The sequence below is a fragment of the Pseudomonas sp. CMR5c genome (assembly GCF_003850545.1).
Taxonomy (GTDB): Bacteria; Pseudomonadota; Gammaproteobacteria; order Pseudomonadales; family Pseudomonadaceae; genus Aquipseudomonas; species Aquipseudomonas piscis.
This window is the reverse complement of the sequence record NZ_CP027705.1, coordinates 796,549-818,388: the sequence shown is the minus strand read 5'-3', so window position 1 is coordinate 818,388 and position 21,840 is coordinate 796,549. Positions and strand designations below refer to the sequence as shown.

Here is a 21,840-nt window from a genome sequence, read left to right as displayed (position 1 = left end):
CGTTATAATCCCTGCCAAATGGCAAAGGCAGGAGTCACGCACATGGTTGCAATGACCGGTAGCGACATCGCCGTGAAACGACGCGGCAAACCCGTATTGAAGGATCGGACCTCGGAGATCCTGCTCGGTGGCCGGGCGCGTTTCGACGACCGCATCTCCATCTATCGCCTGACCGAGGAAGGCATTCCGCTGGCGGCGATCGTCAAGTTCGTGTCTTCGGTGCCCATGCTCAAGGACGAACAGGTCCTGGCCAAGATCATCGGCCTGTCCGAGCGCACCCTGCACCGGCGCCTGAAGACTCCCGACGAACCGCTGAACCCGGAGCAGAGTGCCCGGGCGGTGCGCTTCGCCCAGGTCCTGTCCAAGGCCCAGGAGATCTTCGGCAGCAGCGAACAGGCCCAGGACTGGATGGCCAAGCCGGTGATGGCCCTGGACGGCCACAAGCCGGTGGACCTGCTGACCAACCCCATCGGCTTCGAGCTGGTGGATGAGTTCCTCACCCGCCTGGAATACGGGGTCTATCAGTGATCAGCGTCCCCGGCGGCAGTGCCGTCCACTTCTGGCGCCTGGACGCCGCGCAGCACGCCGACAGCTGGGACAGCGGCATCGGCGCCGAGCTGTGCGGCGGGCGCTGGAACTCCAAGGGGGTCAAGGCCGTGTACGGCAGCGCCGACCCTGCCACGGCGATCCTCGAGGTGGCCGTGCACAAGGGGTTCGCCGCGCTCGACCAGGTGCCCCATGTGCTGACCGGGGCGCTGATCCACGACCCGTCGACCATCTACCGCCTGGACGAAGGCCGCGTGCCCAATCCCAACTGGCTGGTGCCGGGCATTCCCAGTGCCGGCCAGCAGCAATTCGCCGACCAGTTGCTGGCCGAGCATCCCTTCGTGCTGGTGCCCTCCTCGGTTTCGCGCCACAGCTGGAACATCCTGATCAACCCGCTGTTGGCCAAGGGGTTGTACCAGGTGGTGATCCAGGAGCGCTTCGGCCTCGATACCCGCCTCAATCCGCCAGCGCGCACTCCGGCTGGCCGACCCAACTGAGCGGGCAAAAAAAACGGGAAGCCGCCCGACGCGGATTCCCGGAAACGCCCCCATTCGGGGGGCTGCGATCATGAGACGGTATTCGTGGCGAGGAGCGGCTCCTCGCCACGCAAAGGGCTACTGCGGCTTGCGGTAGCTGTTGACGATGGCCGAGAAGTCCTTGCCACCTTCCCCGCGCTGGCTCATGGCCTGGTACAGCTGCTGGGCCACCGCGCCCAGCACCACCGGCTGATGGGCCTGGCGGGCAGCCTCGGTGGCCAGCCCCAGGTCCTTGAGCATCAGCTCGGCGCCAAAACCGCCGGTGTAGCCGCGCGCGGCAGGCGCGGTCTCGATCACTCCCGGCCACGGGTTGTAGGTGTCGGAGCTCCAGCAACGCCCGGTGGAGCTGTTGATGATCCCGGCCAGCACCTTGGTGTCGATACCCAGGGCATCACCCAGGGCCATGGCTTCGCTGACGCCGATCATCGAGATGCCCAGCAGCAGGTTGTTGCAGATCTTGGCGATCTGCCCGGTGCCGACCTCGCCACAGTGCACGATATTGCGGCCCATCTGCGCCAGTACCGGCTGCAGGGTGGCGAACAGCTCGGCGCTGGCCCCGACCATGAAGGTCAGGGTGCCGGCCTGGGCGCCGCCAGTGCCGCCGGAAACCGGCGCGTCGGCCATGGCCACGCCCTGCTTGGCCGCGGCATTGGCCACTTCGCGGGCGGTCTGCGGGTCGATGGTGCTGCAGTCCACCGCCGGCACGCCACGGGCGATGCCCGCCAGCACGCCGTCTTCGCCGAGCCAGACGCTACGCACATGGGCGGCGGCCGGCAGCATGGTGATCACCAGTTCGGCGCCTTCGGCGGCGGCCTTGGGCGAGGCGCTGATGCGCCCGCCCAGTTGCGCCAGCTCGGCCAGCACGCTCTGGTTGAGATCGAACAGGTTCAGCTGATGGCCGGCCTTGATCAGGTTGCGGGCCATGGGCGCGCCCATGTTGCCCAGGCCGATGAATGCGATGTTCATGTCAGGCTCCTCAACGCAGGCTGATGGTGGTGTTCACACCGTCGTTGACGCTGTCATCGTCGAACCAGCGGCTGGTGACGGTCTTGGTCTGAGTGTAGAACTGCACCACTTGCTTGCCGTACGGCCCCAGGTCGCCGAGCTTGGAACCGCGCGAGCCGGTGAAGCTGAAGAACGGTACCGGCACCGGGATCGGGATGTTGATCCCCACCTGGCCAACGTCGATTTCGCTCTGGAACTTGCGTGCCGCCGCGCCGCTCTGGGTGAACAGGCCGGTGCCGTTGCCGAAGGGGTTGGCGTTGACCAGGGCGATGGCCTGGTCGAGGGTGTCGACTTCCAGCACCACCAGCACCGGGCCGAAGATTTCCTGGGTGTAGATCTGCATGTCGGTGGTCACCCCGGAGAACAGGGTCGGGCCGACGAAGTTGCCTTGCTCGTAGCCCGGGACCTTGACGTCACGGCCGTCCAGCTCGAGCTTGGCGCCTTCCTTGATACCGCTTTCGATCAGGCCCAGCACGCGCTCCTTGGCCCGCTTGGAGATCACCGGGCCGACATCGGTGCCCGGCTCGCAACCGGCGTTGACCTTGAGCTTGCTCGCGGCTTCCTTGATGTCCGGCAGCCATTCGCGAGCCTTGCCCACCAGCACCGCCACCGAGGTGGCCATGCACCGTTGGCCGGCCGCGCCGAACGCCGCACCAGCCAGGGCGTTGACGGTCTGGGTACGGTTGGCGTCAGGCAGCACCACGGCGTGGTTCTTGGCACCCATCATCGATTGCACGCGCTTACCATGCTTGCCCGCCAGGTCATAGACATGGGTGCCGACGGCAGTGGAGCCGACGAAGGACACGGCCTTGATATCGGCGTGGGTGCACAGGGCATCCACCACTTCCTTGCCGCCATGGACCACGTTGAGCACGCCGGCCGGGACTCCCGCCTCCACCGCCAGCTCCACCAGCAACATGGTGGACAGTGGGTCTTGCTCGGAAGGCTTGAGGACGAAGGTGTTGCCGCAGGCGATGGCCATCGGGAACATCCACAGCGGGATCATCGCCGGGAAGTTGAACGGGGTGATGCCGGCGCACACGCCGATAGGCTGGCGCAGGGTGTAGGTATCCACGCCGCCGGCGACGTTCTCGGCGAACTCGCCCATCTGCAGAGTGCCGATGGAGCAGGCATGCTCGACCACTTCCAGGCCACGGAAAATGTCACCTTCGGCATCGGCGATGGTCTTGCCCTGCTCGGCGCTCAGGACCTGGGCGATACGCTTGGAGTGTTCGCGGATCAGGGCCTGGAGCTTGAGCATGATGCGCATCCGCGCGCCGATCGGGGTCAGTTTCCAGGTCTGGAAGGCGCGTTGGGCCGCGGCGATCGCGGCGTCGACTTCGGCAGCGGTGGCAAATGGCACCTTGGCCAGCACTTCCTGGGTCGCCGGGTTGACGATGTCATGCCATTCCTGGCTCTGGGACTGGACCCATTGACCGTCGATCAACAGCTTGACCTGCTGCAGGGTGGTGCCACCGGACTGGAGGGATGCGTTCATGGGGTCTCCTGACTTCTTGGGTTCTTATGCAGGGAGCCAAGGCATTGCAGGCCTTGAAAAGAGAGGCGTCGCGAGTTGGTGTCGGACTGTTTTTGGAGTATAGATGTGCAAACTTCTAATAAGAACGCACATAAAATCCGGTCCATCATGCAAAAAAACATCACCTCCCTGAGCGGCCTGAACTGGGACGACCTGAAGTTCTTCCTGGAAGTGGCCCGTACCCGCAAGGCCAGCAGCGCGGCCAAGCGCCTGGCGGTGGACTACACCACGGTGTCGCGGCGCATCGGCTCGCTGGAAACCGCCCTGGGTACCCTGTTGTTCGAGAAATCCCGTACCAACGGTTTCGTCCTGACCGCCGAGGGCCAGCGCCTGCTGGGCTACGCCGAGGCCATCGAAAGCACCCTGCACATGGCCTGCGAGCAGGTCTCGGGGTCCGGCGTGGCGCTCTCCGGACATGTACGCATGGGCTGCACCGAAGGCTTCGGCACCTTCTTCATCACCCCGCAGTTGAGCCACTTCCTCGGCGCCTACCCGGCGATCTCGGTGGATATCCTGCCGCTGCCGCACTTCATCAGCCTGTCCAAGCGCGAGGCCGATATCGTCATCGCCCTGGAGCGCCCGGAGCACGGGCCCTATGTGTGCTGCAAGCTATGCGACTACCGCCTGCAGCTGTACGCCACCCAGGAATACCTCGATCGCCACCCGCCGATCCGCCGCCCCAGCGACCTGGGCGAGCATCAGTTCATCAGCTATGTCGACGACCTGGCCTTCAGCTCCGAGCTGTTGTACCTGGCCAACGTGGTGCCCGGGGCCAGCGCCCACCTGCGCAGCACCAGCGTCATCGCCCAATACGTGGCGGCGCAACAGGGCCGCTCGCTGGCGATCCTGCCGTGCTTCCTCGCCGCCCAGGACCCACGCCTGCTGCCGGTGCTGCCCAAGGAAATCAACCTGACCCGGCAGTTCTGGATGTACTGCCGCGAGGACCTGCGCAAGCTCAAGCGCATCACCTTGCTGTGGGATTACATCAGGGAAGTGACCGAGCAGAACCAGCCCCTGTTGATGGGGGACAGCCGGAACATGTCGTTCAGCGCCCCCTAGATGGCCCTCTGGCATGCGCGCGGCCTGGAGAAACGGCCGTAGGACTACAGCCGCTATAGCGTGGATCGCCGGTCAGTCGGCGATCACCACGATCGATACCCGGCGGTTCTCGGTGCGCCCGGCCGGGGTGCTGTTGGAAGCCACCGGCTCGCTGCTGCCCAGGCCGCGCAACTGGATGTTCTCTTCACGCATGCCGACCTGGGTCAGCACCTTGACCACGCTCTTGGCGCGGCGCACGGAGAGTTGCACGTTGTAGGCCTCCTTGCCCGAGGCATCGGTATGGCCGTCGACCCGCACCTTCTGGATATCGACGCTGAGCAGGGCCGTGCCGATGCGCTGGACGATCGCGGTGCTGGCCGGATTGAGGCTTTCCACGTCGCTGCCGAACAGGACCTTGCCCGACAGGCCGAAGGCCCAGCCTTCATCCGTCAGTTCGAAGCCCTCCTGTTTCAATACCGCGATCTGCTTCGGGGTCAGCCCCTTGGGCGGCACGCTCTGGCAACCACTCAGGGCCAGCAGGGCCATGAACACCAGGGTGCTGAAAAGTCGAACCGGACGTTGCATCGATGAAAACAAGGGAATTAGCTCCTGTTTTGAACCTGGACGGGGGACTCCGCCCCCACTGTGTGTTGCCCGCCTCGCGCGCCACGCTTGGCCTGGTACATGGCCGCGTCGGCGGCGTTCAACAGACTGCCCGGAGTGGCGCCATGCTCCGGGTACACGGCGATGCCGATGCTCAGCGACGTCAGGATCGACAGGCTGCCAGGCAACTGGATCGGCACCTCCATGCTGCTGATGATCTTGTCGGCGATGCGCTGGGCATCCTCGACCCGGTGCAGCGGCGTCAGCAGCACCGCGAATTCGTCGCCACCCAGGCGCGCCACCAGGTCGTCCTCACGCAGTTGCGCGCGGATCCGCGTCGCCACCGCCACCAGTACCGCATCGCCGGCGGCATGGCCGAAGTTGTCGTTGATCTCCTTGAACCGGTCGCTGTCCAGGAACAGCACCGCCATGCGCTCGTTGTGCTTGTTGGCACTGCGCAAGGCGCGGATCAGCCGGCCCTCGAAGAACGCCCGGTTGGGCAGGCCGGTGAGGCTGTCATGGCTGGCCTGGTGGGCCAGGGTTTCGTTTTCGCTCTGCAGGTGGGTCTGCCAGACCTCCAGCTCATCGAGCAGGGCATTGAAGTCATTGCCCAGGTTGTCCAGCTCGGCGATTTGCGCCGGCGGCACCCGCTGGTCGAAGGCTCGTTCGCGCCGGGCCGCGTGGGCCACGTCCGCCAGGCTGCGCAGGGGGCCGGTGATGCCGCGCAATTGCCGGCGCGCCAGGTACAGCGCCGCCCAGGCGCTCAAGGCGATGCACAGCACGATGCCCACCAGGCCGCTGAAGAGGAAACGCAACAGGTTGCCGCCATGGCCGGTGACGTTGACCGTGCCGATCTCCTGGCCCTGGCGGAAGATCGGCAGGCTGATGGGTTTTTCCAGGAAGGCACTGGCGATGTGCATTTCCAGGTTGGCCAGCAGGCCGCTGTCGGGGCGCTGCCAACTGGCCAGCAACTGGCCCTGGCTGTCGTACACCTTGGCATCGGCCACCTCTTCGGTGGAGGCGATCAGGGCCAGGGAGTCGGCGGCCGCGCCGCTGTCGTTGAACACTACCGCAGCTTCCACCGTGTAACTGATGGAGCGGGCGATCAGGTGCAGGTTGTGGTCGGCGTACACCCGCAGTGCCAGCACGCCCAGGCAAGTCAGGGACAAGCTGGCCAGGCCGATCGCCAGCAAGGCAACCGCCAGGTGGCCGCGACCTATGACCGACCGCAACGTGGGACGGGGGTTGGGCTTGAACAGTTTCATGGCGTGGCCGGGCGTCGACGGGACAGTTGCAGCACGCTGGGATGGATTCTCACCCCACTGCGGGCTACGGAGTCCAGGTTGACCTCGAACGACACCTGGCTGTCGCTGACCCGCAGGCAGAACAGGCTGCCCACGGTGCATTGGTCGCCGCCCTCGCTGATGCTCAGTACCGGCTGGCCGGTCAACGAGCTGAAGAGCCGGGTGCGCTCCTCGACGGTCAGCTTGCCGACATAGACCGAGTCACAGTCACTGGCGATCTTCGGGTTGCTGGCCAGCAGGCGGCGCACCACTACCGGGCGCCCGGTCGCTTGGGTGGCGCCCTTGAGGAGATCGTCGGTGTATTCGGTGGGACCTACCACGCACAGTCGCAGCTGGGCGGGCTCCACCGGCCAACGAGCGTAGCTGAGGATGCCCAGCACCACCTGCGTCACCGCCTTCGCGCGCTGCTCGGCCAGGCTGACCGGGGCCGAGGGCTCCGGCTGAGCGATGGCCAACAGGCTGAACAGGCAGAGGAAGGTCGACAGCACGCACTGCCGCCACCCTAAAATACGCTCTGTCCTCAAGACAGCCACGTCCATGCAGGGAATCTCGTTGATTTTCACGGAAATGATGCCGCAACGATAGCACAGCCCAGGAAAGTGCCGCGATATCGAAGCGCTGCAAGATGCCTGGAACCGGGGCGTCAGTCCAGCTCCAGCATCAGCCCGCTCAAGCGCTTGACCTTGCGCCGCACTGCCTCCTCGAACACTCCGGCACGGGGCTCGATCAGGCTGAACCAGTCCTTGGCGCGGGTGATGCCGGTGTAGATCAGTTCCTTGGTCAGCACTGGATTCAACGCATCGGGCAGGATCAACGCAGTGTGGGCGAACTCCGAGCCCTGGGACTTGTGCACCGTCATGGCATAAACCGTCTCGATATCATTCAGACGGCTGGGTAGTACCAGGCGCACTCCGCCCTGGCCGTCGTTGCGCGGGAAGGCCACGCGCAGCACCTGGCGCCCCCCCTGCTCCGGCAGGTGCAGGGCGATGCCGATATCGCCGTTCATCAGGCCCAGGCCGTAGTCGTTGCGGGTCATCAGCACTGGCCGGCCCTCGTACCACTGCTGGTCGCTGTCGATCAGCCGCGCCTTGAACAAGGCCTGGGTCACGCGCAGGTTGAGGTTCTCCACGCCCCAAGGCCCCTTGCGCACCGCGCACAGCAGTTGGAAGCGGTCGAAGGCCTGCAAGACATGGCGCGCCCAGTCGGTCCAGAGCCGGTCGTCGACAGCAGTGTCGGCGGCGGGACGCTGGCTGCGCAGGACATTCAGGTAGTGACGATAACCTTGCGGCCCCTCGCCGTGACCTTCCAGCAACAGCCGCTCCAGGGCCCGATCCTGTTCACCCTTGAGACCCAGGCAGTACAGGTCGGCATGACTGCGCGCCGCCAGCAGGCGCCGGGCTTCGTCGGCTTGCTGCTGGTTGACCCAGCGCGCCAGTTGGCCGATGCCGCTGCCTTCGCCGAAGCGCCGGGAGTGACGCAGCATCACCACTTGCTGGGCCAGCGGATGCTGGTGCCCAGTGTCTTCCTGCAAGCCGCTGGTGGAGAGGTCTTCACCGCTGACCGCTTCCAGCCAGGCCCGGGTCCGAGGATCGTACCAACCGGCCTCGGCATCGCGGCACAGGTCGCCCAGCACCGCCCCGGCCTCCACCGACGCCAACTGGTCCTTGTCCCCCAGCAGCACCAGGCGGGCATGGGCCGGCAAGGCGTCCAGCAGGTTGGCCATCATTTCCAGGTCGATCATCGAGGCTTCATCCACCACCAGTACATCCAGCGGCAGGCGATTGCCGGCGTGATGGCGGAAGTGCCGGGTGCCGGGTCGATTGCCCAGCAGACGGTGCACGGTGGTGACGTCGCTGGGGATCTTTTCCCGCACTTCATCGGCCACCGACAGCGAGCGAACCTGCAGGCTGATGGACTCGGTCAGACGCGCCGCTGCCTTGCCAGTGGGCGCTGCCAGGCGGATGCGCAGCGGCTTGCGCGCCTCCACCGCCGGCCCCTGGAGCAAGGCCAACAGGCGCACCACGGTGGTGGTCTTGCCGGTGCCCGGGCCGCCGGTGATGATGCTGAACGCGCCCCGGGTGGCCAGGGCGCAGGCGAGCTTCTGCCAGTCGACGGGACCGGATGGCCGGGCCGCGCCGAACAAGTCGTCGAGGCGCCGGGCCAGGTGTTCCGGGGCCGCCTCGGTCTGGGCCAGGCGCTGGCGCAAGGCCTGGTCGATGCGCCGCTCGTAGGCCCAGTAGCGCCTCAGGTACAGGCGCTTGCCCGACAGCACCAACGGCCGTTGCCGGGCGGCCTCGCCATGATCCGCCGCCAGGGCCACCAGCCGGCTGCCGGCCAGCACCTTGCACCAGTGGGCGCCTTCCAGGCTGGCCAGGACCTGGGACGGCAACACCGGGGCGCCGCCCTGCACATCGCCCTCGGGCGGCAGCGACAGGGCGAAATCCGGCTCCTTGAGTGTCTCGAACAGATCCAGGCAAACGTGCCCATGTCCCAATTGATGGCTGGTCAGGGCCGCAGCCATAAGCACCAGCGGGTCGCAGTCCGGGTCCAGTTCATGGAGAAAACCGACGAAGGCCCTGTCCAGGGCCCGCAGCCAGCCACGGGCGACCCAACGATCGAGCAACAGCAACAGGTCGGCACAATGGCTCAGCGGCGCCAGGTCCGGGGCTTGGGGAACCGGCTCGTCCAGGGCGCCAAACAGGTCCGGGGTCATAGCAGTACTCCCTGCTCCCAGGCCGGTTCGGCCTTGGGTGGCTCGGCCCGGCCCTGGAACATCAGGTCCAGGCGTTCGATCAACTGTCGTGGCGGCCGGGCGAAATACACACCCTGGCTGGCCGAGTGGGTACCGCGCAGGAACAGGTACAAGGCGCCGCCCATGTGCCGGTCGTAGTCGTAGTCGGCCAGGCGGGCTTTCAACTGTCGATGCAGGGCCAGCAGGTACAGCACGTATTGCAGGTCGTAGCGGTTGTCGAGAATCGATTGTTCCATGGCCTGCTCGGTGTAGGCGGCGTCATCGGCGCCCAGCCAGTTGGATTTGTAGTCAGCCACGTAGTAACGGCCGTGGTGCTCGAACGTCAGGTCGATGAAACCCTTGAACATGCCATTGAGCAGCACCGGCTCGGCGGTGACCCTGGCCGCGCCCTGATGAGTCTGCTGGCGCACCAGTTCATCAAGCTTGAGCACATCGACCTTGTGGCTGGCGAACCAGAACTCCATTTCGACCCGGTACTGGTCAAGTTGTCCCAGCACCACCGGCGGCAGGCCATCGCCAATGGGCATCGGCGCCTGCAACAGATGCTGCAGCCAGCCGCTCAGGGTCGGGATCCAGCCTTGCCAGCCACGACGGTTGCAGCGGCGGGCGACGGCATCGGTGATCGCCTCGGGGCTGGCATCGAAACCCTCCCCGCCCGCCCACTCCAACAGGCCATGGAGGAAGGTGCCGGGATTCGGTCCACGGGGGAAACGGTGGATATCGCCACTGCTGGCGACCACTTCCCGAGGGGCCTCGGGATCCAGGCGTTCGTCGTCGAACAGCTTCTGGGCCTGGGGGTCGTCCGGCGCCTGGCTGGCACTGCCCAGGGTGTCGCTGATGCGCAGGGCGCTGTAGGACGCGATCCACCAGTGCTCCGCCGCACGTCGTGCAGGCACCAGCGGGGCCAGCAGGCGGGCCGGGTTGCGAGGCGGATGGAAACGCTGCTCATCGACGGCCGGCAACTCGCCCACGCCGATGGCCGGGCAGCCTTGCTGCAGATCCAGCAGCCAACGCTGCAGGCCCGTGGATTCAGTGAGCGCCGCACCGCCCCCCAAGAGATAACCCAGGGCCGAAAGATGCAGGATCGAACTGCCCTGGTTGCCCCGCTTGAGATCGGCAACCCCCAGCCAGCAGGCATGCCGGGCCCGGGTCAGGGCCACATAGAGCAGGCGCAGGTCCTCGGCCAGGCGTTCTTCGTCGGCCTGGGCGATCAGTTGCTCGGTGGGCCGCAGGCTGACCTGGGGCTTGCCGGCGCCATCGTGGTAATGCAACGGCAAGCGGCTGCCGTCCACCGGTTTGGTGGAACAGATGAATGGCAGGAAGACCAAGGGATACTCCAGGCCCTTGGACTTGTGGATGGTGACCACCTTGACCAGTTGTTCATCGCTTTCCAGGCGCAGGATCTGCTCTTCGCCGGCCTGTCCGGAGAGCGCCAGGTGCTCGGCCAGATGGCGGATCAGCGCCTGCTCGCCATCCAGCTCGGCGGCGTTCTGCTGCAGCAGCTCGCACAGGTGCAGGAGGTTGGTCAGCACCCGCTCGCCATCGCTGCGGGCCATCAGCGCCTGGGGTAGCTGGAAGTCGTGCAGCAGGCGGCGCAGCATCGGCAGTACGCCCTGGCTGCGCCAGATCCCACGGTAACCACGGAACTGCATGACCCGTGCTTCCCAGGCCAGTTCATCCTGGTTCAGGCGCTCCAGCTCCAGCAGCGGCAGGTCAAGGGTCAGCGAAGCCAGGGCCGCCCGTAGCGGCCGCTCCACATCCGGCTCGGCGCAGGCCTTGAGCCACACCAGCAGGTCGCGGGCCTCCTGGGCGGCGAATACCGAATCCTTGTCCGAGAGGTAGACACTGCGCACGCCACGGGCAGCCAGCTCGGTACGGATGGCCTGGGCCTCCTTGCCGTCGCGCACCAGGATGGCGATGTCCGCGGGCAGCAGGCCCGTGCACCCTTGCTGATCGCGAACGAAACCGCTGCGGCCCTGCTGGCCACCGTTGAGCAAGCCGACGATGGCACTGGCACAGGCCGCGGCCTGTTGCTGGCGATACAAAGCACCGGATACCGGTTGTTCCGAGGGCAGCAGCCAGAAATTCAACGCCGGCAGCGGCTGCCCATCGACCTGCAAACGCTCTTGGCGATCCTGGGCCGCCACGGGCAGGATCGGCACCGGGTTGTTGCCATTGCTCTCGCGGAACAGGAAGGCACCGCGCCCTTGCGGGCGCTGCTCGGCTTGCAGGAAGACATGGTTGACCGCAGCGACCATAGCTTGGCTGGAGCGGAAGTTGGTGCCCAGGGTATGCAAGCGGCCATCGGTGGCCTGGCGCGCTCGCAGGTAGGTATAGATATCGGCGCCGCGAAAGGCATAGATCGCCTGCTTGGGGTCGCCGATCAGGAACAGCCCGGTCGCCGGGTCGTTGTCCTCGATGCGGTAGATGCTCTCGAAGATCCGGTACTGCACCGGGTCGGTGTCCTGGAATTCGTCGATCAGGGCCACTGGGAATTGCTCGCGAATCAGGCTGGCCAGGCGCCCGCCATCGTCATTCTGCAAGGCGCCATCGAGGCGCAACAGCATGTCGTCGAAGCCCATCTCGGCGCGACGGCGCTTCTCTTCCTCGAACCGCGCCCCGACCCACTGCGCCGCGTGTTGCAGCACCGCCGCATCCGGGCTGGGCAAGGCCTCGAGGCTGGCCTTGAGCCCGGCCATGGCATCGAGACCGGGATGGCTGGGAGGCTCGCCCTTCCAGGCTTCGCCCATGCCTTCGGGCGTCAGGCGGCTGAAACCGGTGCCGATATCCAGTTGCTCGAGGCTCTCGTCCTCGGCCCAGGCGCTGATCTTGTCGAACCAGGGCTCGAAATAGCGGGCCTGCATCTTGCGGCCATCGACACTCTTGCTCGCCACCCCTTGCAGGCAGATCTCGCGCAATTCCTCGGCCCATTGGCGCCAGGGAGCCTTGATCTGCACCAGGGCCGCGCGGCGCTCTTGCAGGCTGGCATCGATCAGCTCGCCGGGCGTCTGGTCCTGTGGATCGCGTCGCTCATTGCCGAACAACGCCCGGACCCGGGGCAGCAGTTCGGCCGGCCCCACCCAATGGCTGCGCACCCAGTTCAGCGCCTCACCTTGCAGCGGATAGCAGAACAGCCGCCAGTAGTCGCGCAGGACCTCGCCCAGCAGGTCACTGTGGTCGGTCTCCAGGGTCTGGGTGAACAGGCTGCCGCTGTCGAAAGCGTGCTCACGCAACATCCGTTGGCACCAACTGTGGATGGTGGAAACCGCAGCCTCATCCATCCATTGGGCAGCGATATCCAGGCGGTTGGCGCAGGCCGCCCATTGCTCGGCGCAATACTCTTGGCGCAGTTGCTCGATCAGACCGTCCGGGGCCGGGGTTTCATCGCGGAAGAAGCGGGCGGCCTCGGCCAGGCGGGTGCGGATACGTTCACGCAATTCCTTGGTGGCGGCGTCGGTGAAGGTCACCACCAGGATCTGCGGCGGCAGCAGCTCGCGACCAAAGCCTGTCCTCGTGCCGCCATGGCCCAGCACCAGGCGCAGGTAGAGTGCGGAAATGGTGAAGGTCTTGCCGGTGCCGGCGCTGGCCTCGATCAGCTGGCTGCCACGCAGGGGAAAAGCCAGGGCCAGGGGAGTCTGTACAGTCATGCGCCGGCCTCCTCGCCGAGGGCCGAGCGCCAGGGTGCATCGAGCAGCGGGCGGTAAAGGGTTTCGGCCCAGGCGCTGAAGGTTTCATCGGCAATCAATGCGTTGTAGTCGGCGAACTGCCGGGCCAGGGCCGGGCTTTCACGACGTTCGCCCTGGCTGTTCTGGCCATCGCCATCGTAGGTCTTGCGCGCGGCGGCCGCGGCCTTGTCCGGATCGCCCTGGCCCAGCCAGGCGAAGGCGGTCTTGATCGCCACGGGCAATGGCTGGCGCATGCCCGCCTGCCAGGCGCGCAGCAAGTCCTCGAGGATCTGCCGGGCCACTTGCGACTCCAAAGGAGCCAGCAACAGGCTGTCATCGCTGGCCACCAGCGCGGTGGTCAGGCGGTAATCGCTGGCACAGGCCAGCAAGTGGTTGATCCACGGCTTGATCAGCCGGTGCCATTTGCGGGTTTTGGTGGAGCCGATGGCGTTGGCGATGGTGGTCACCGCCAGCAAGCCACCGTCGGCCCGCTGGTACAGGGCACTGAGCCAGCCTTCGATCCGTACGCCCTGCACTTCCAGGCTGATGGGCAAGGCGCTGGCCAGGGGCGTTGGCCACAGGGCCAACAGCTGCCGATAGCGTTGCAGCAGGTCGGGCAGCGGCTCCATCAACTCCCGCTGCAGGCACTCGCCAAAACCGGCCATGGGCAGCAGGCCGCTGGCCTGAAGACGCTGGGCCTGGTCCTGCAATGCCTGCTCCGGTTGCTCGACATCGGCCAGCGCGGCCGCAAGCAGGCTGTCGCTGAGGTTGTAGCGTTGCAGCGCATCGAGGACGAAGGGTTCTTCATCGGCCAGGGGGGCCTCCATCGCTTCGAAGAACACCTTGAGCCGCTGGCTGAAGAAATGCCGAACCGGGTGGCGCAGGAAATCCTGCAACTGGGCCAGGCTCAGGGGTTCTTCCTGCACGTAGGGCTCCAGGCACTCGGCCACAGCCTGCTCTTCGCGGTCCTGGTGCAGCACCTGCCACTCCCGGGCATAGCTGAACAGCGGATCGCTGTCGTGGAAATAGCGAGCGCTGAAGGGTTGCAACGGATGCTCCTGGGTCAGTTCTTCCAACAGCGATTGGCCGTTGTCCGCCAGGTGCCAACCACTGGCCAGGTGATCGCGCAATTGGCCGATCAGTACCGACGCGGGGCGCTCGCTGTTGTCGCGGATACTGCGGCCGACCCAGCTGATATAGAGCTGGTCACGAGCCGAAAGCAGAGCCTCGAGCAGCAGGTAGCGATCGTCTTCGCGGCGCGAACGATCGCCCGGACGGTAGTCGCTGCCCATCAGGTCGAAGTCCAGCGGCGGCTGGGCCCGAGGATAGTCGCCATCGTTCATTCCCAAAAGGCACACCAGCCTGAAGGGAATGGCACGCATCGGCATCAGGGTGCAGAAATTCACCGCACCGGCGAGGAAGCGCTGGGACAGGCGCCCCTGGTCGAGGCCCGCCAGCCAGGCTTCGCGGACCACGGTCAGCGGCAGCTCATCTTGCAGGCCCACGGCTTCGCAGGTTTCGAGCCAGGTTTCACGCAGGTCTTCCAGTTGGCCCAGCAGGTAGTCGTCATGTTCGGTGCTGGCCAGGAAGAACAGCTCCAGCAGATTGTGCAGGCGTTCGCCCCACTGCTCCGGCGCGGCGGGCTGGCAGAGCTGCTCGTAGGCCAGTTGCAGGGCATCGAGCAGGGCCACCAACGGGCCGATGAGGGCTGCGTCCAGGCCACCGATTTCATCGTAGGGTTCGATTCCGCCACAGGCCGCGGAACGACCGACGGCATAACCCAGCAGCATCCGCCGCAGACCGAAACGCCAGCTGTTCTGCTCCAGCTCCTGGGGCAGGCCCAATTCGGCTCGTTGTTCGGCATTCATGCCCCAACGGATGCCGGCGCCTTCGATCCAGCGATGCAGGGTGGGCAAGTCGGCTTCGTCGACGCCGAAACGTGCACGCAGCGCCGGGACGTCCAGCAGGTCGAGGATTTCGCTGACCGGAAAGCGGCTGTCCGGAAGCTTCAACAGGTGTTCCACGGCGATCAGCAGCGGATCGCGGCCACGCTGGCCCTGGTCGGTGAGAGTAAAGGGGATGAAGCGCCGGTCATCACGCTCCAGCTGGCCGAACACCGCCCGAATATGCGGTGCGTAGCTGTCGATGTCCGGGACCATGACGATCACATCCCGTGGGCGCAGATCGGGGTCGGCGCTGAAGCGGGCCAGCAACTGGTCGTGGAGGATCTCCACCTCGCGCTGGGCGCTATGGGCAATGTGGAAACGGATCGACTGGTCCTGTTGTGGATCGACCCCTGGCCACAGTTCGCGTGTTTCGCCGAGGGGGCGCAGCTCGAGGATGTCGTCCTGCAGCTGCTGGAGCATGCTGGCAGGGCGGCTCTCGCTGAACAGGTCGATCCGTCCATCGCGAAAGGCCGCGCGATAACTGTTGGGATCGTCGTAGCTGTCCAGCAGATTGATGTAGTCCCGGCCTTGCTTGCCCCAGGCGGCCAGCAAGGGGTGGGCGTGCTGGTGCAGGGTCTCCGGGTCCAGGGCTTGAGGCATGCCGGCCTTGCGCGCCTGGCGTTTGTACTGGTGGCGCAACAGGTCCTTGTCGGCAACGATATCGGCCCAGTGGTGGCGGCAAGGGTTGTGCACGCAGAGCAACACCTGGCTGAAGCGAGCCAGGCCGGCCAGGGCTTCCAGCACTTGGGCCGGTAATGAGGAGATGCCGAAGACGATCACCCGGGACGGCAAGCCAGAGGGGGCGGTGTGCAGGTGGTTGATGCGTTCGATGAAGCGCTGGTGCACGCCTGCACGGCTCTGGGCCATGCCTTCGGTGCCAACATCCAGGAGCAGCGCTCGCCATAGCTCGGCCTGCCAGCAGTTGGCCGGGGTCAGGGGCTTGGGCTCGCCACGGACGTTGCGCAGTTGGTGGCGACCTGCGGCCCAGTCTTCCAGCCAGTCGGCGCGGTACACCTGGTACTGGTCGAACAGGTCGGCCAGGCGCTCGGCCAACTGATAGCGTTTGCGCAAGTCGCTGTCGTGGGTCAGGAAGCGTTGCAGGGGCTCGAAATGGGGCTCGTCGATCAGCTCCGGTAGCAGCCGCATCAGTCGCCAGGTCAACGGGGCCTTGTCCAGCAGGGACTTGGGCGGGATTTCGTCGCGTCCCAGTACCTGGCGATACAGCTGCCACATGAAGCTGCCGGGCAATTGCACATCGATGGCAGCAGCGATGCCGCAACCGCCGGAGTCATCGTCCTCTGGATCTTCGGCCAGGGCCAGCTTCAACCACTGGGCAATACCGTTGCTCTGGACCAGGGCGATTTCATTTTCCAGGGGAGCCAGTGGGTAACGCCGCATCCAGCTGACCACCAGGCTACGCAACTCGTCCAGGCGATTGCCATGAACCACCATGAAACCAGGGTTGATGGACGAGACGTCCGGCATAAGGGCTTCCTTGGAGAATGCAAAAAGCTAGGGCGGAACCTTAGCACTGTCACGGAAGGCTGGCAGCCGAGCCGATCAAAGAGCTGTGGGCCGCTATGGTTTTTCGTCCGCGCAAAGACAAAACCCCAACTGCTTTCGCAATTGGGGTTTCGGAATTTAATCTTGACGATGACCTACTCTCACATGGGGAAACCCCACACTACCATCGGCGATGCATCGTTTCACTGCTGAGTTCGGGATGGGATCAGGTGGTTCCAATGCTCTATGGTCGTCAAGAAATTCTGTAGCTGAGCCGTTGTTTGGGCAACGTTCCAGCGAATGGGTATGTAATAGGTTTGTGTGTCAAACTTTCGGTTGGTCATCTTCACACACCGCAATCTGGTCTCTATCGAGTTCGCAAATTGCTTGGGTGTTATATGGTCAAGCCTCACGGGCAATTAGTATTGGTTAGCTCAACGCCTCACAGCGCTTACACACCCAACCTATCAACGTCGTAGTCTTCGACGGCCCTTTAGGGGATTCAAGATCCCAGTGAGATCTCATCTTGAGGCAAGTTTCCCGCTTAGATGCTTTCAGCGGTTATCTTTTCCGAACATAGCTACCCGGCAATGCCACTGGCGTGACAACCGGAACACCAGAGGTTCGTCCACTCCGGTCCTCTCGTACTAGGAGCAGCCCCTCTCAAATCTCAAACGTCCACGGCAGATAGGGACCGAACTGTCTCACGACGTTCTAAACCCAGCTCGCGTACCACTTTAAATGGCGAACAGCCATACCCTTGGGACCGGCTTCAGCCCCAGGATGTGATGAGCCGACATCGAGGTGCCAAACACCGCCGTCGATATGAACTCTTGGGCGGTATCAGCCTGTTATCCCCGGAGTACCTTTTATCCGTTGAGCGATGGCCCTTCCATACAGAACCACCGGATCACTAAGACCTACTTTCGTACCTGCTCGACGTGTTTGTCTCGCAGTCAAGCGCGCTTTTGCCTTTATACTCTGCGACCGATTTCCGACCGGTCTGAGCGCACCTTCGTACTCCTCCGTTACTCTTTAGGAGGAGACCGCCCCAGTCAAACTACCCACCATACACTGTCCTCGATCCGGATAACGGACCTGAGTTAGAACCTCAAGGTTGCCAGGGTGGTATTTCAAGGATGGCTCCATGAGAACTGGCGTCCCCACTTCAAAGCCTCCCACCTATCCTACACAAGCAAGCTCAAAGTCCAGTGCAAAGCTATAGTAAAGGTTCACGGGGTCTTTCCGTCTAGCCGCGGATACACTGCATCTTCACAGCGATTTCAATTTCACTGAGTCTCGGGTGGAGACAGCGCCGCCATCGTTACGCCATTCGTGCAGGTCGGAACTTACCCGACAAGGAATTTCGCTACCTTAGGACCGTTATAGTTACGGCCGCCGTTTACCGGGGCTTCGATCAAGAGCTTCGCTTGCGCTAACCCCATCAATTAACCTTCCGGCACCGGGCAGGCGTCACACCCTATACGTCCACTTTCGTGTTTGCAGAGTGCTGTGTTTTTAATAAACAGTCGCAGCGGCCTGGTATCTTCGACCGGCATGGGCTTACGGAGCAAGTCCTTCACCCTCACCGGCGCACCTTCTCCCGAAGTTACGGTGCCATTTTGCCTAGTTCCTTCACCCGAGTTCTCTCAAGCGCCTTGGTATTCTCTACCTAACCACCTGTGTCGGTTTGGGGTACGGTTCCTGGTTATCTGAAGCTTAGAAGCTTTTCTTGGAAGCATGGCATCAACCACTTCGTCACCTAAAAGGTAACTCGTCATCAGCTCTCGGCCTTGAAATCCCGGATTTTCCTAAGATTTCAGCCTACCACCTTAAACTTGGACAACCAACGCCAAGCTGGCCTAGCCTTCTCCGTCCCTCCATCGCAATAACCAGAAGTACAGGAATATTAACCTGTTTTCCATCGACTACGCTTTTCAGCCTCGCCTTAGGGACCGACTAACCCTGCGTCGATTAACGTTGCGCAGGAAACCTTGGTCTTTCGGCGTGCGAGTTTTTCACTCGCATTGTCGTTACTCATGTCAGCATTCGCACTTCTGATACCTCCAGCAAGCTTCTCAACTCACCTTCACAGGCTTACAGAACGCTCCTCTACCGCATCACTTACGTGATACCCGTAGCTTCGGTGTATGGTTTGAGCCCCGTTACATCTTCCGCGCAGGCCGACTCGACTAGTGAGCTATTACGCTTTCTTTAAAGGATGGCTGCTTCTAAGCCAACCTCCTAGCTGTCTAAGCCTTCCCACATCGTTTCCCACTTAACCATAACTTTGGGACCTTAGCTGACGGTCTGGGTTGTTTCCCTTTTCACGACGGACGTTAGCACCCGCCGTGTGTCTCCCATGCTCGGCACTTCTAGGTATTCGGAGTTTGCATCGGTTTGGTAAGTCGGGATGACCCCCTAGCCGAAACAGTGCTCTACCCCCTAGAGTGATACATGAGGCGCTACCTAAATAGCTTTCGAGGAGAACCAGCTATCTCCGAGCTTGATTAGCCTTTCACTCCGATCCACAGGTCATCCGCTAACTTTTCAACGGTAGTCGGTTCGGTCCTCCAGTCAGTGTTACCTAACCTTCAACCTGCCCATGGATAGATCGCCCGGTTTCGGGTCTATACCCAGCGACTAAACGCCCTATTAAGACTCGCTTTCGCTACGCCTCCCCTATTCGGTTAAGCTTGCCACTGAATATAAGTCGCTGACCCATTATACAAAAGGTACGCAGTCACAGAACAAAGTCTGCTCCCACTGCTTGTACGCATACGGTTTCAGGATCTATTTCACTCCCCTCTCCGGGGTTCTTTTCGCCTTTCCCTCACGGTACTAGTTCACTATCGGTCAGTCAGTAGTATTTAGCCTTGGAGGATGGTCCCCCCATATTCAGACAAGGTTTCTCGTGCCCCGTCCTACTCGATTTCACTTCTAAGATCCTTTCGCGTACAGGGCTATCACCCACTATGGCCGCACTTTCCAGAGCGTTCCGCTAAAATCAAAGAAGCTTAAGGGCTAGTCCCCGTTCGCTCGCCACTACTAAGGGAATCTCGGTTGATTTCTTTTCCTCAGGGTACTTAGATGTTTCAGTTCCCCTGGTTCGCCTCTTGCACCTATGTATTCAGTGCAAGATAACCATCTTATGATGGTTGGGTTCCCCCATTCAGAGATCTCCGGATCAAAGTCTGTTTGCCGACTCCCCGAAGCTTATCGCAGGCTACCACGTCTTTCATCGCCTCTGACTGCCAAGGCATCCACCGTATGCGCTTCTTCACTTGACCATATAACCCCAAGCAATCTGGTTATACTGTGAAGACGACATTCGCCGAAAGTTTGAATTCACAAACTTTACCTTAGCCTGATCCACTACCAGTGAAGTAGTGTTCAGTCTATCTTTCTATCACATACCCAAATTTTTAAAGAACGATCTAATCAAAAGACTAGAAATCAACATTCGATTTGAATGCTCATTTCTAAGCTTTCAGAAGCAGTTTATGGTGGAGCCAAGCGGGATCGAACCGCTGACCTCCTGCGTGCAAGGCAGGCGCTCTCCCAGCTGAGCTATGGCCCCATAACAAAATTGGTGGGTCTGGGCAGATTCGAACTGCCGACCTCACCCTTATCAGGGGTGCGCTCTAACCAACTGAGCTACAGACCCAATTTCGAGCTTGTAACTGTTAGCTTGGAGCTATCAGCTTGGAGCTTAAAGCTGCTTCTATCGTCTTCTTCAATGAATCAAGCAATTCGTGTGGGAGCTTATGAAGCAGCTGATGTCGTCGATTAAGGAGGTGATCCAGCCGCAGGTTCCCCTACGGCTACCTTGTTACGACTTCACCCCAGTCATGAATCACACCGTGGTAACCGTCCTCCCGAAGGTTAGACTAGCTACTTCTGGTGCAACCCACTCCCATGGTGTGACGGGCGGTGTGTACAAGGCCCGGGAACGTATTCACCGCGACATTCTGATTCGCGATTACTAGCGATTCCGACTTCACGCAGTCGAGTTGCAGACTGCGATCCGGACTACGATCGGTTTTGTGGGATTAGCTCCACCTCGCGGCTTGGCAACCCTCTGTACCGACCATTGTAGCACGTGTGTAGCCCAGGCCGTAAGGGCCATGATGACTTGACGTCATCCCCACCTTCCTCCGGTTTGTCACCGGCAGTCTCCTTAGAGTGCCCACCATAACGTGCTGGTAACTAAGGACAAGGGTTGCGCTCGTTACGGGACTTAACCCAACATCTCACGACACGAGCTGACGACAGCCATGCAGCACCTGTGTCAGAGTTCCCGAAGGCACCAATCCATCTCTGGAAAGTTCTCTGCATGTCAAGGCCTGGTAAGGTTCTTCGCGTTGCTTCGAATTAAACCACATGCTCCACCGCTTGTGCGGGCCCCCGTCAATTCATTTGAGTTTTAACCTTGCGGCCGTACTCCCCAGGCGGTCAACTTAATGCGTTAGCTGCGCCACTAAAGTCTCAAGGACCCCAACGGCTAGTTGACATCGTTTACGGCGTGGACTACCAGGGTATCTAATCCTGTTTGCTCCCCACGCTTTCGCACCTCAGTGTCAGTATCAGTCCAGGTGGTCGCCTTCGCCACTGGTGTTCCTTCCTATATCTACGCATTTCACCGCTACACAGGAAATTCCACCACCCTCTACCATACTCTAGCTTGCCAGTTTTGGATGCAGTTCCCAGGTTGAGCCCGGGGCTTTCACATCCAACTTAACAAACCACCTACGCGCGCTTTACGCCCAGTAATTCCGATTAACGCTTGCACCCTCTGTATTACCGCGGCTGCTGGCACAGAGTTAGCCGGTGCTTATTCTGTCGGTAACGTCAAAACAGCAAGATATTAGCTTACTGCCCTTCCTCCCAACTTAAAGTGCTTTACAATCCGAAGACCTTCTTCACACACGCGGCATGGCTGGATCAGGCTTTCGCCCATTGTCCAATATTCCCCACTGCTGCCTCCCGTAGGAGTCTGGACCGTGTCTCAGTTCCAGTGTGACTGATCATCCTCTCAGACCAGTTACGGATCGTCGCCTTGGTGAGCCATTACCTCACCAACTAGCTAATCCGACCTAGGCTCATCTGATAGCGCAAGGCCCGAAGGTCCCCTGCTTTCTCCCGTAGGACGTATGCGGTATTAGCGTCCCTTTCGAAACGTTATCCCCCACTACCAGGCAGATTCCTAGGCATTACTCACCCGTCCGCCGCTAAATCCGTGAGCAAGCTCACTTCATCCGCTCGACTTGCATGTGTTAGGCCTGCCGCCAGCGTTCAATCTGAGCCATGATCAAACTCTTCAGTTCAATACTGCTTGGGTTTTTAAGAAACCCTAAACTTGGCTCAGCAATCTCAAATGACTATGTGATTTCTCGCATGGTCAC

Annotated in this window: 11 protein-coding genes, 2 tRNA genes and 3 rRNA genes; 3 read left to right on the top strand and 13 right to left on the bottom strand. The window is 62.3% G+C overall.

The window, feature by feature from the left end:
- Positions 1-42: 42 nt before the first annotated feature.
- Positions 43-528, top strand: coding sequence for an antitoxin Xre/MbcA/ParS toxin-binding domain-containing protein (locus C4K40_RS03700; RefSeq protein ID WP_053136778.1), 486 nt, complete (start codon positions 43-45; stop codon positions 526-528).
- Positions 525-1,043 (top strand): RES family NAD+ phosphorylase, encoded by a 519-nt coding sequence (locus C4K40_RS03695; RefSeq protein WP_022642132.1) that lies wholly within the window; start codon positions 525-527, stop codon positions 1,041-1,043. The genes C4K40_RS03700 and C4K40_RS03695 overlap by 4 nt, the downstream gene beginning before the upstream one ends.
- Before the next feature lie 117 nt (positions 1,044-1,160).
- Here the strand turns inward: C4K40_RS03695 and mmsB are convergent, their stop codons facing one another.
- Complete coding sequence (gene mmsB / locus C4K40_RS03690) at positions 1,161-2,048, bottom strand: 3-hydroxyisobutyrate dehydrogenase (protein ID WP_022642131.1); 888 nt, start codon at positions 2,046-2,048, stop codon at positions 1,161-1,163.
- Between the two features lie 10 nt (positions 2,049-2,058).
- A complete protein-coding gene (locus C4K40_RS03685) occupies positions 2,059-3,585 on the bottom strand; it encodes a CoA-acylating methylmalonate-semialdehyde dehydrogenase (protein ID WP_022642130.1) in 1,527 nt (508 codons plus the stop codon).
- 147 nt (positions 3,586-3,732) lie between these two features.
- Between C4K40_RS03685 and C4K40_RS03680 the strand changes: the two genes are divergently transcribed.
- Positions 3,733-4,683 carry a LysR family transcriptional regulator gene (locus C4K40_RS03680; protein WP_022642129.1) on the top strand — a complete coding sequence of 317 codons (951 nt, stop codon included), beginning with the start codon at positions 3,733-3,735 and terminating at the stop codon, positions 4,681-4,683.
- A 72-nt stretch (positions 4,684-4,755) separates the two neighbouring features.
- Here the strand turns inward: C4K40_RS03680 and C4K40_RS03675 are convergent, their stop codons facing one another.
- The 11 genes from C4K40_RS03675 to C4K40_RS03625 all read right to left on the bottom strand — a co-directional run bounded on the left by C4K40_RS03675 (position 4,756) and on the right by C4K40_RS03625 (position 21,762).
- Positions 4,756-5,247, bottom strand: a complete 492-nt coding sequence (locus C4K40_RS03675; protein ID WP_022642128.1) for an OmpA family protein — start codon at positions 5,245-5,247, stop codon at positions 4,756-4,758.
- Between the two features lie 17 nt (positions 5,248-5,264).
- Positions 5,265-6,530 (bottom strand): diguanylate cyclase domain-containing protein, encoded by a 1,266-nt coding sequence (locus tag C4K40_RS03670; protein WP_022642127.1) that lies wholly within the window; start codon positions 6,528-6,530, stop codon positions 5,265-5,267.
- Positions 6,527-7,108: a YfiR family protein gene (locus C4K40_RS03665; protein WP_031320814.1), complete on the bottom strand. Its 582-nt coding sequence runs from the start codon at positions 7,106-7,108 to the stop codon at positions 6,527-6,529. The genes C4K40_RS03670 and C4K40_RS03665 overlap by 4 nt, the downstream gene beginning before the upstream one ends.
- Positions 7,109-7,212: 104 nt before the next feature.
- Complete coding sequence (recD, locus tag C4K40_RS03660; RefSeq protein ID WP_053136775.1) at positions 7,213-9,282, bottom strand: exodeoxyribonuclease V subunit alpha; 2,070 nt, start codon at positions 9,280-9,282, stop codon at positions 7,213-7,215.
- On the bottom strand, positions 9,279-12,968 hold the full coding sequence (gene recB, locus C4K40_RS03655) for an exodeoxyribonuclease V subunit beta (RefSeq protein WP_053136772.1): 3,690 nt from the start codon (positions 12,966-12,968) through the stop codon (positions 9,279-9,281). The genes recD and recB overlap by 4 nt, the downstream gene beginning before the upstream one ends.
- Complete coding sequence (gene recC / locus C4K40_RS03650; protein WP_053136769.1) at positions 12,965-16,417, bottom strand: exodeoxyribonuclease V subunit gamma; 3,453 nt, start codon at positions 16,415-16,417, stop codon at positions 12,965-12,967. Before recC ends, recB begins: the two co-directional genes overlap by 4 nt.
- A 160-nt stretch (positions 16,418-16,577) precedes the next feature.
- Positions 16,578-16,693: ribosomal RNA gene (gene rrf / locus C4K40_RS03645) — 5S ribosomal RNA — on the bottom strand.
- Between the two features lie 140 nt (positions 16,694-16,833).
- Positions 16,834-19,725: ribosomal RNA gene (locus tag C4K40_RS03640) — 23S ribosomal RNA — on the bottom strand.
- 214 nt (positions 19,726-19,939) lie between these two features.
- A tRNA-Ala gene (locus tag C4K40_RS03635) sits at positions 19,940-20,015 on the bottom strand.
- Positions 20,016-20,025: 10 nt separating this feature from the next.
- Positions 20,026-20,102 (bottom strand) — tRNA-Ile (locus C4K40_RS03630).
- Between the two features lie 123 nt (positions 20,103-20,225).
- Positions 20,226-21,762: ribosomal RNA gene (locus C4K40_RS03625) — 16S ribosomal RNA — on the bottom strand.
- The 16S, 23S and 5S rRNA genes sit together here with 2 tRNA genes alongside, the layout of an rRNA operon.
- Positions 21,763-21,840 lie beyond the last annotated feature (78 nt).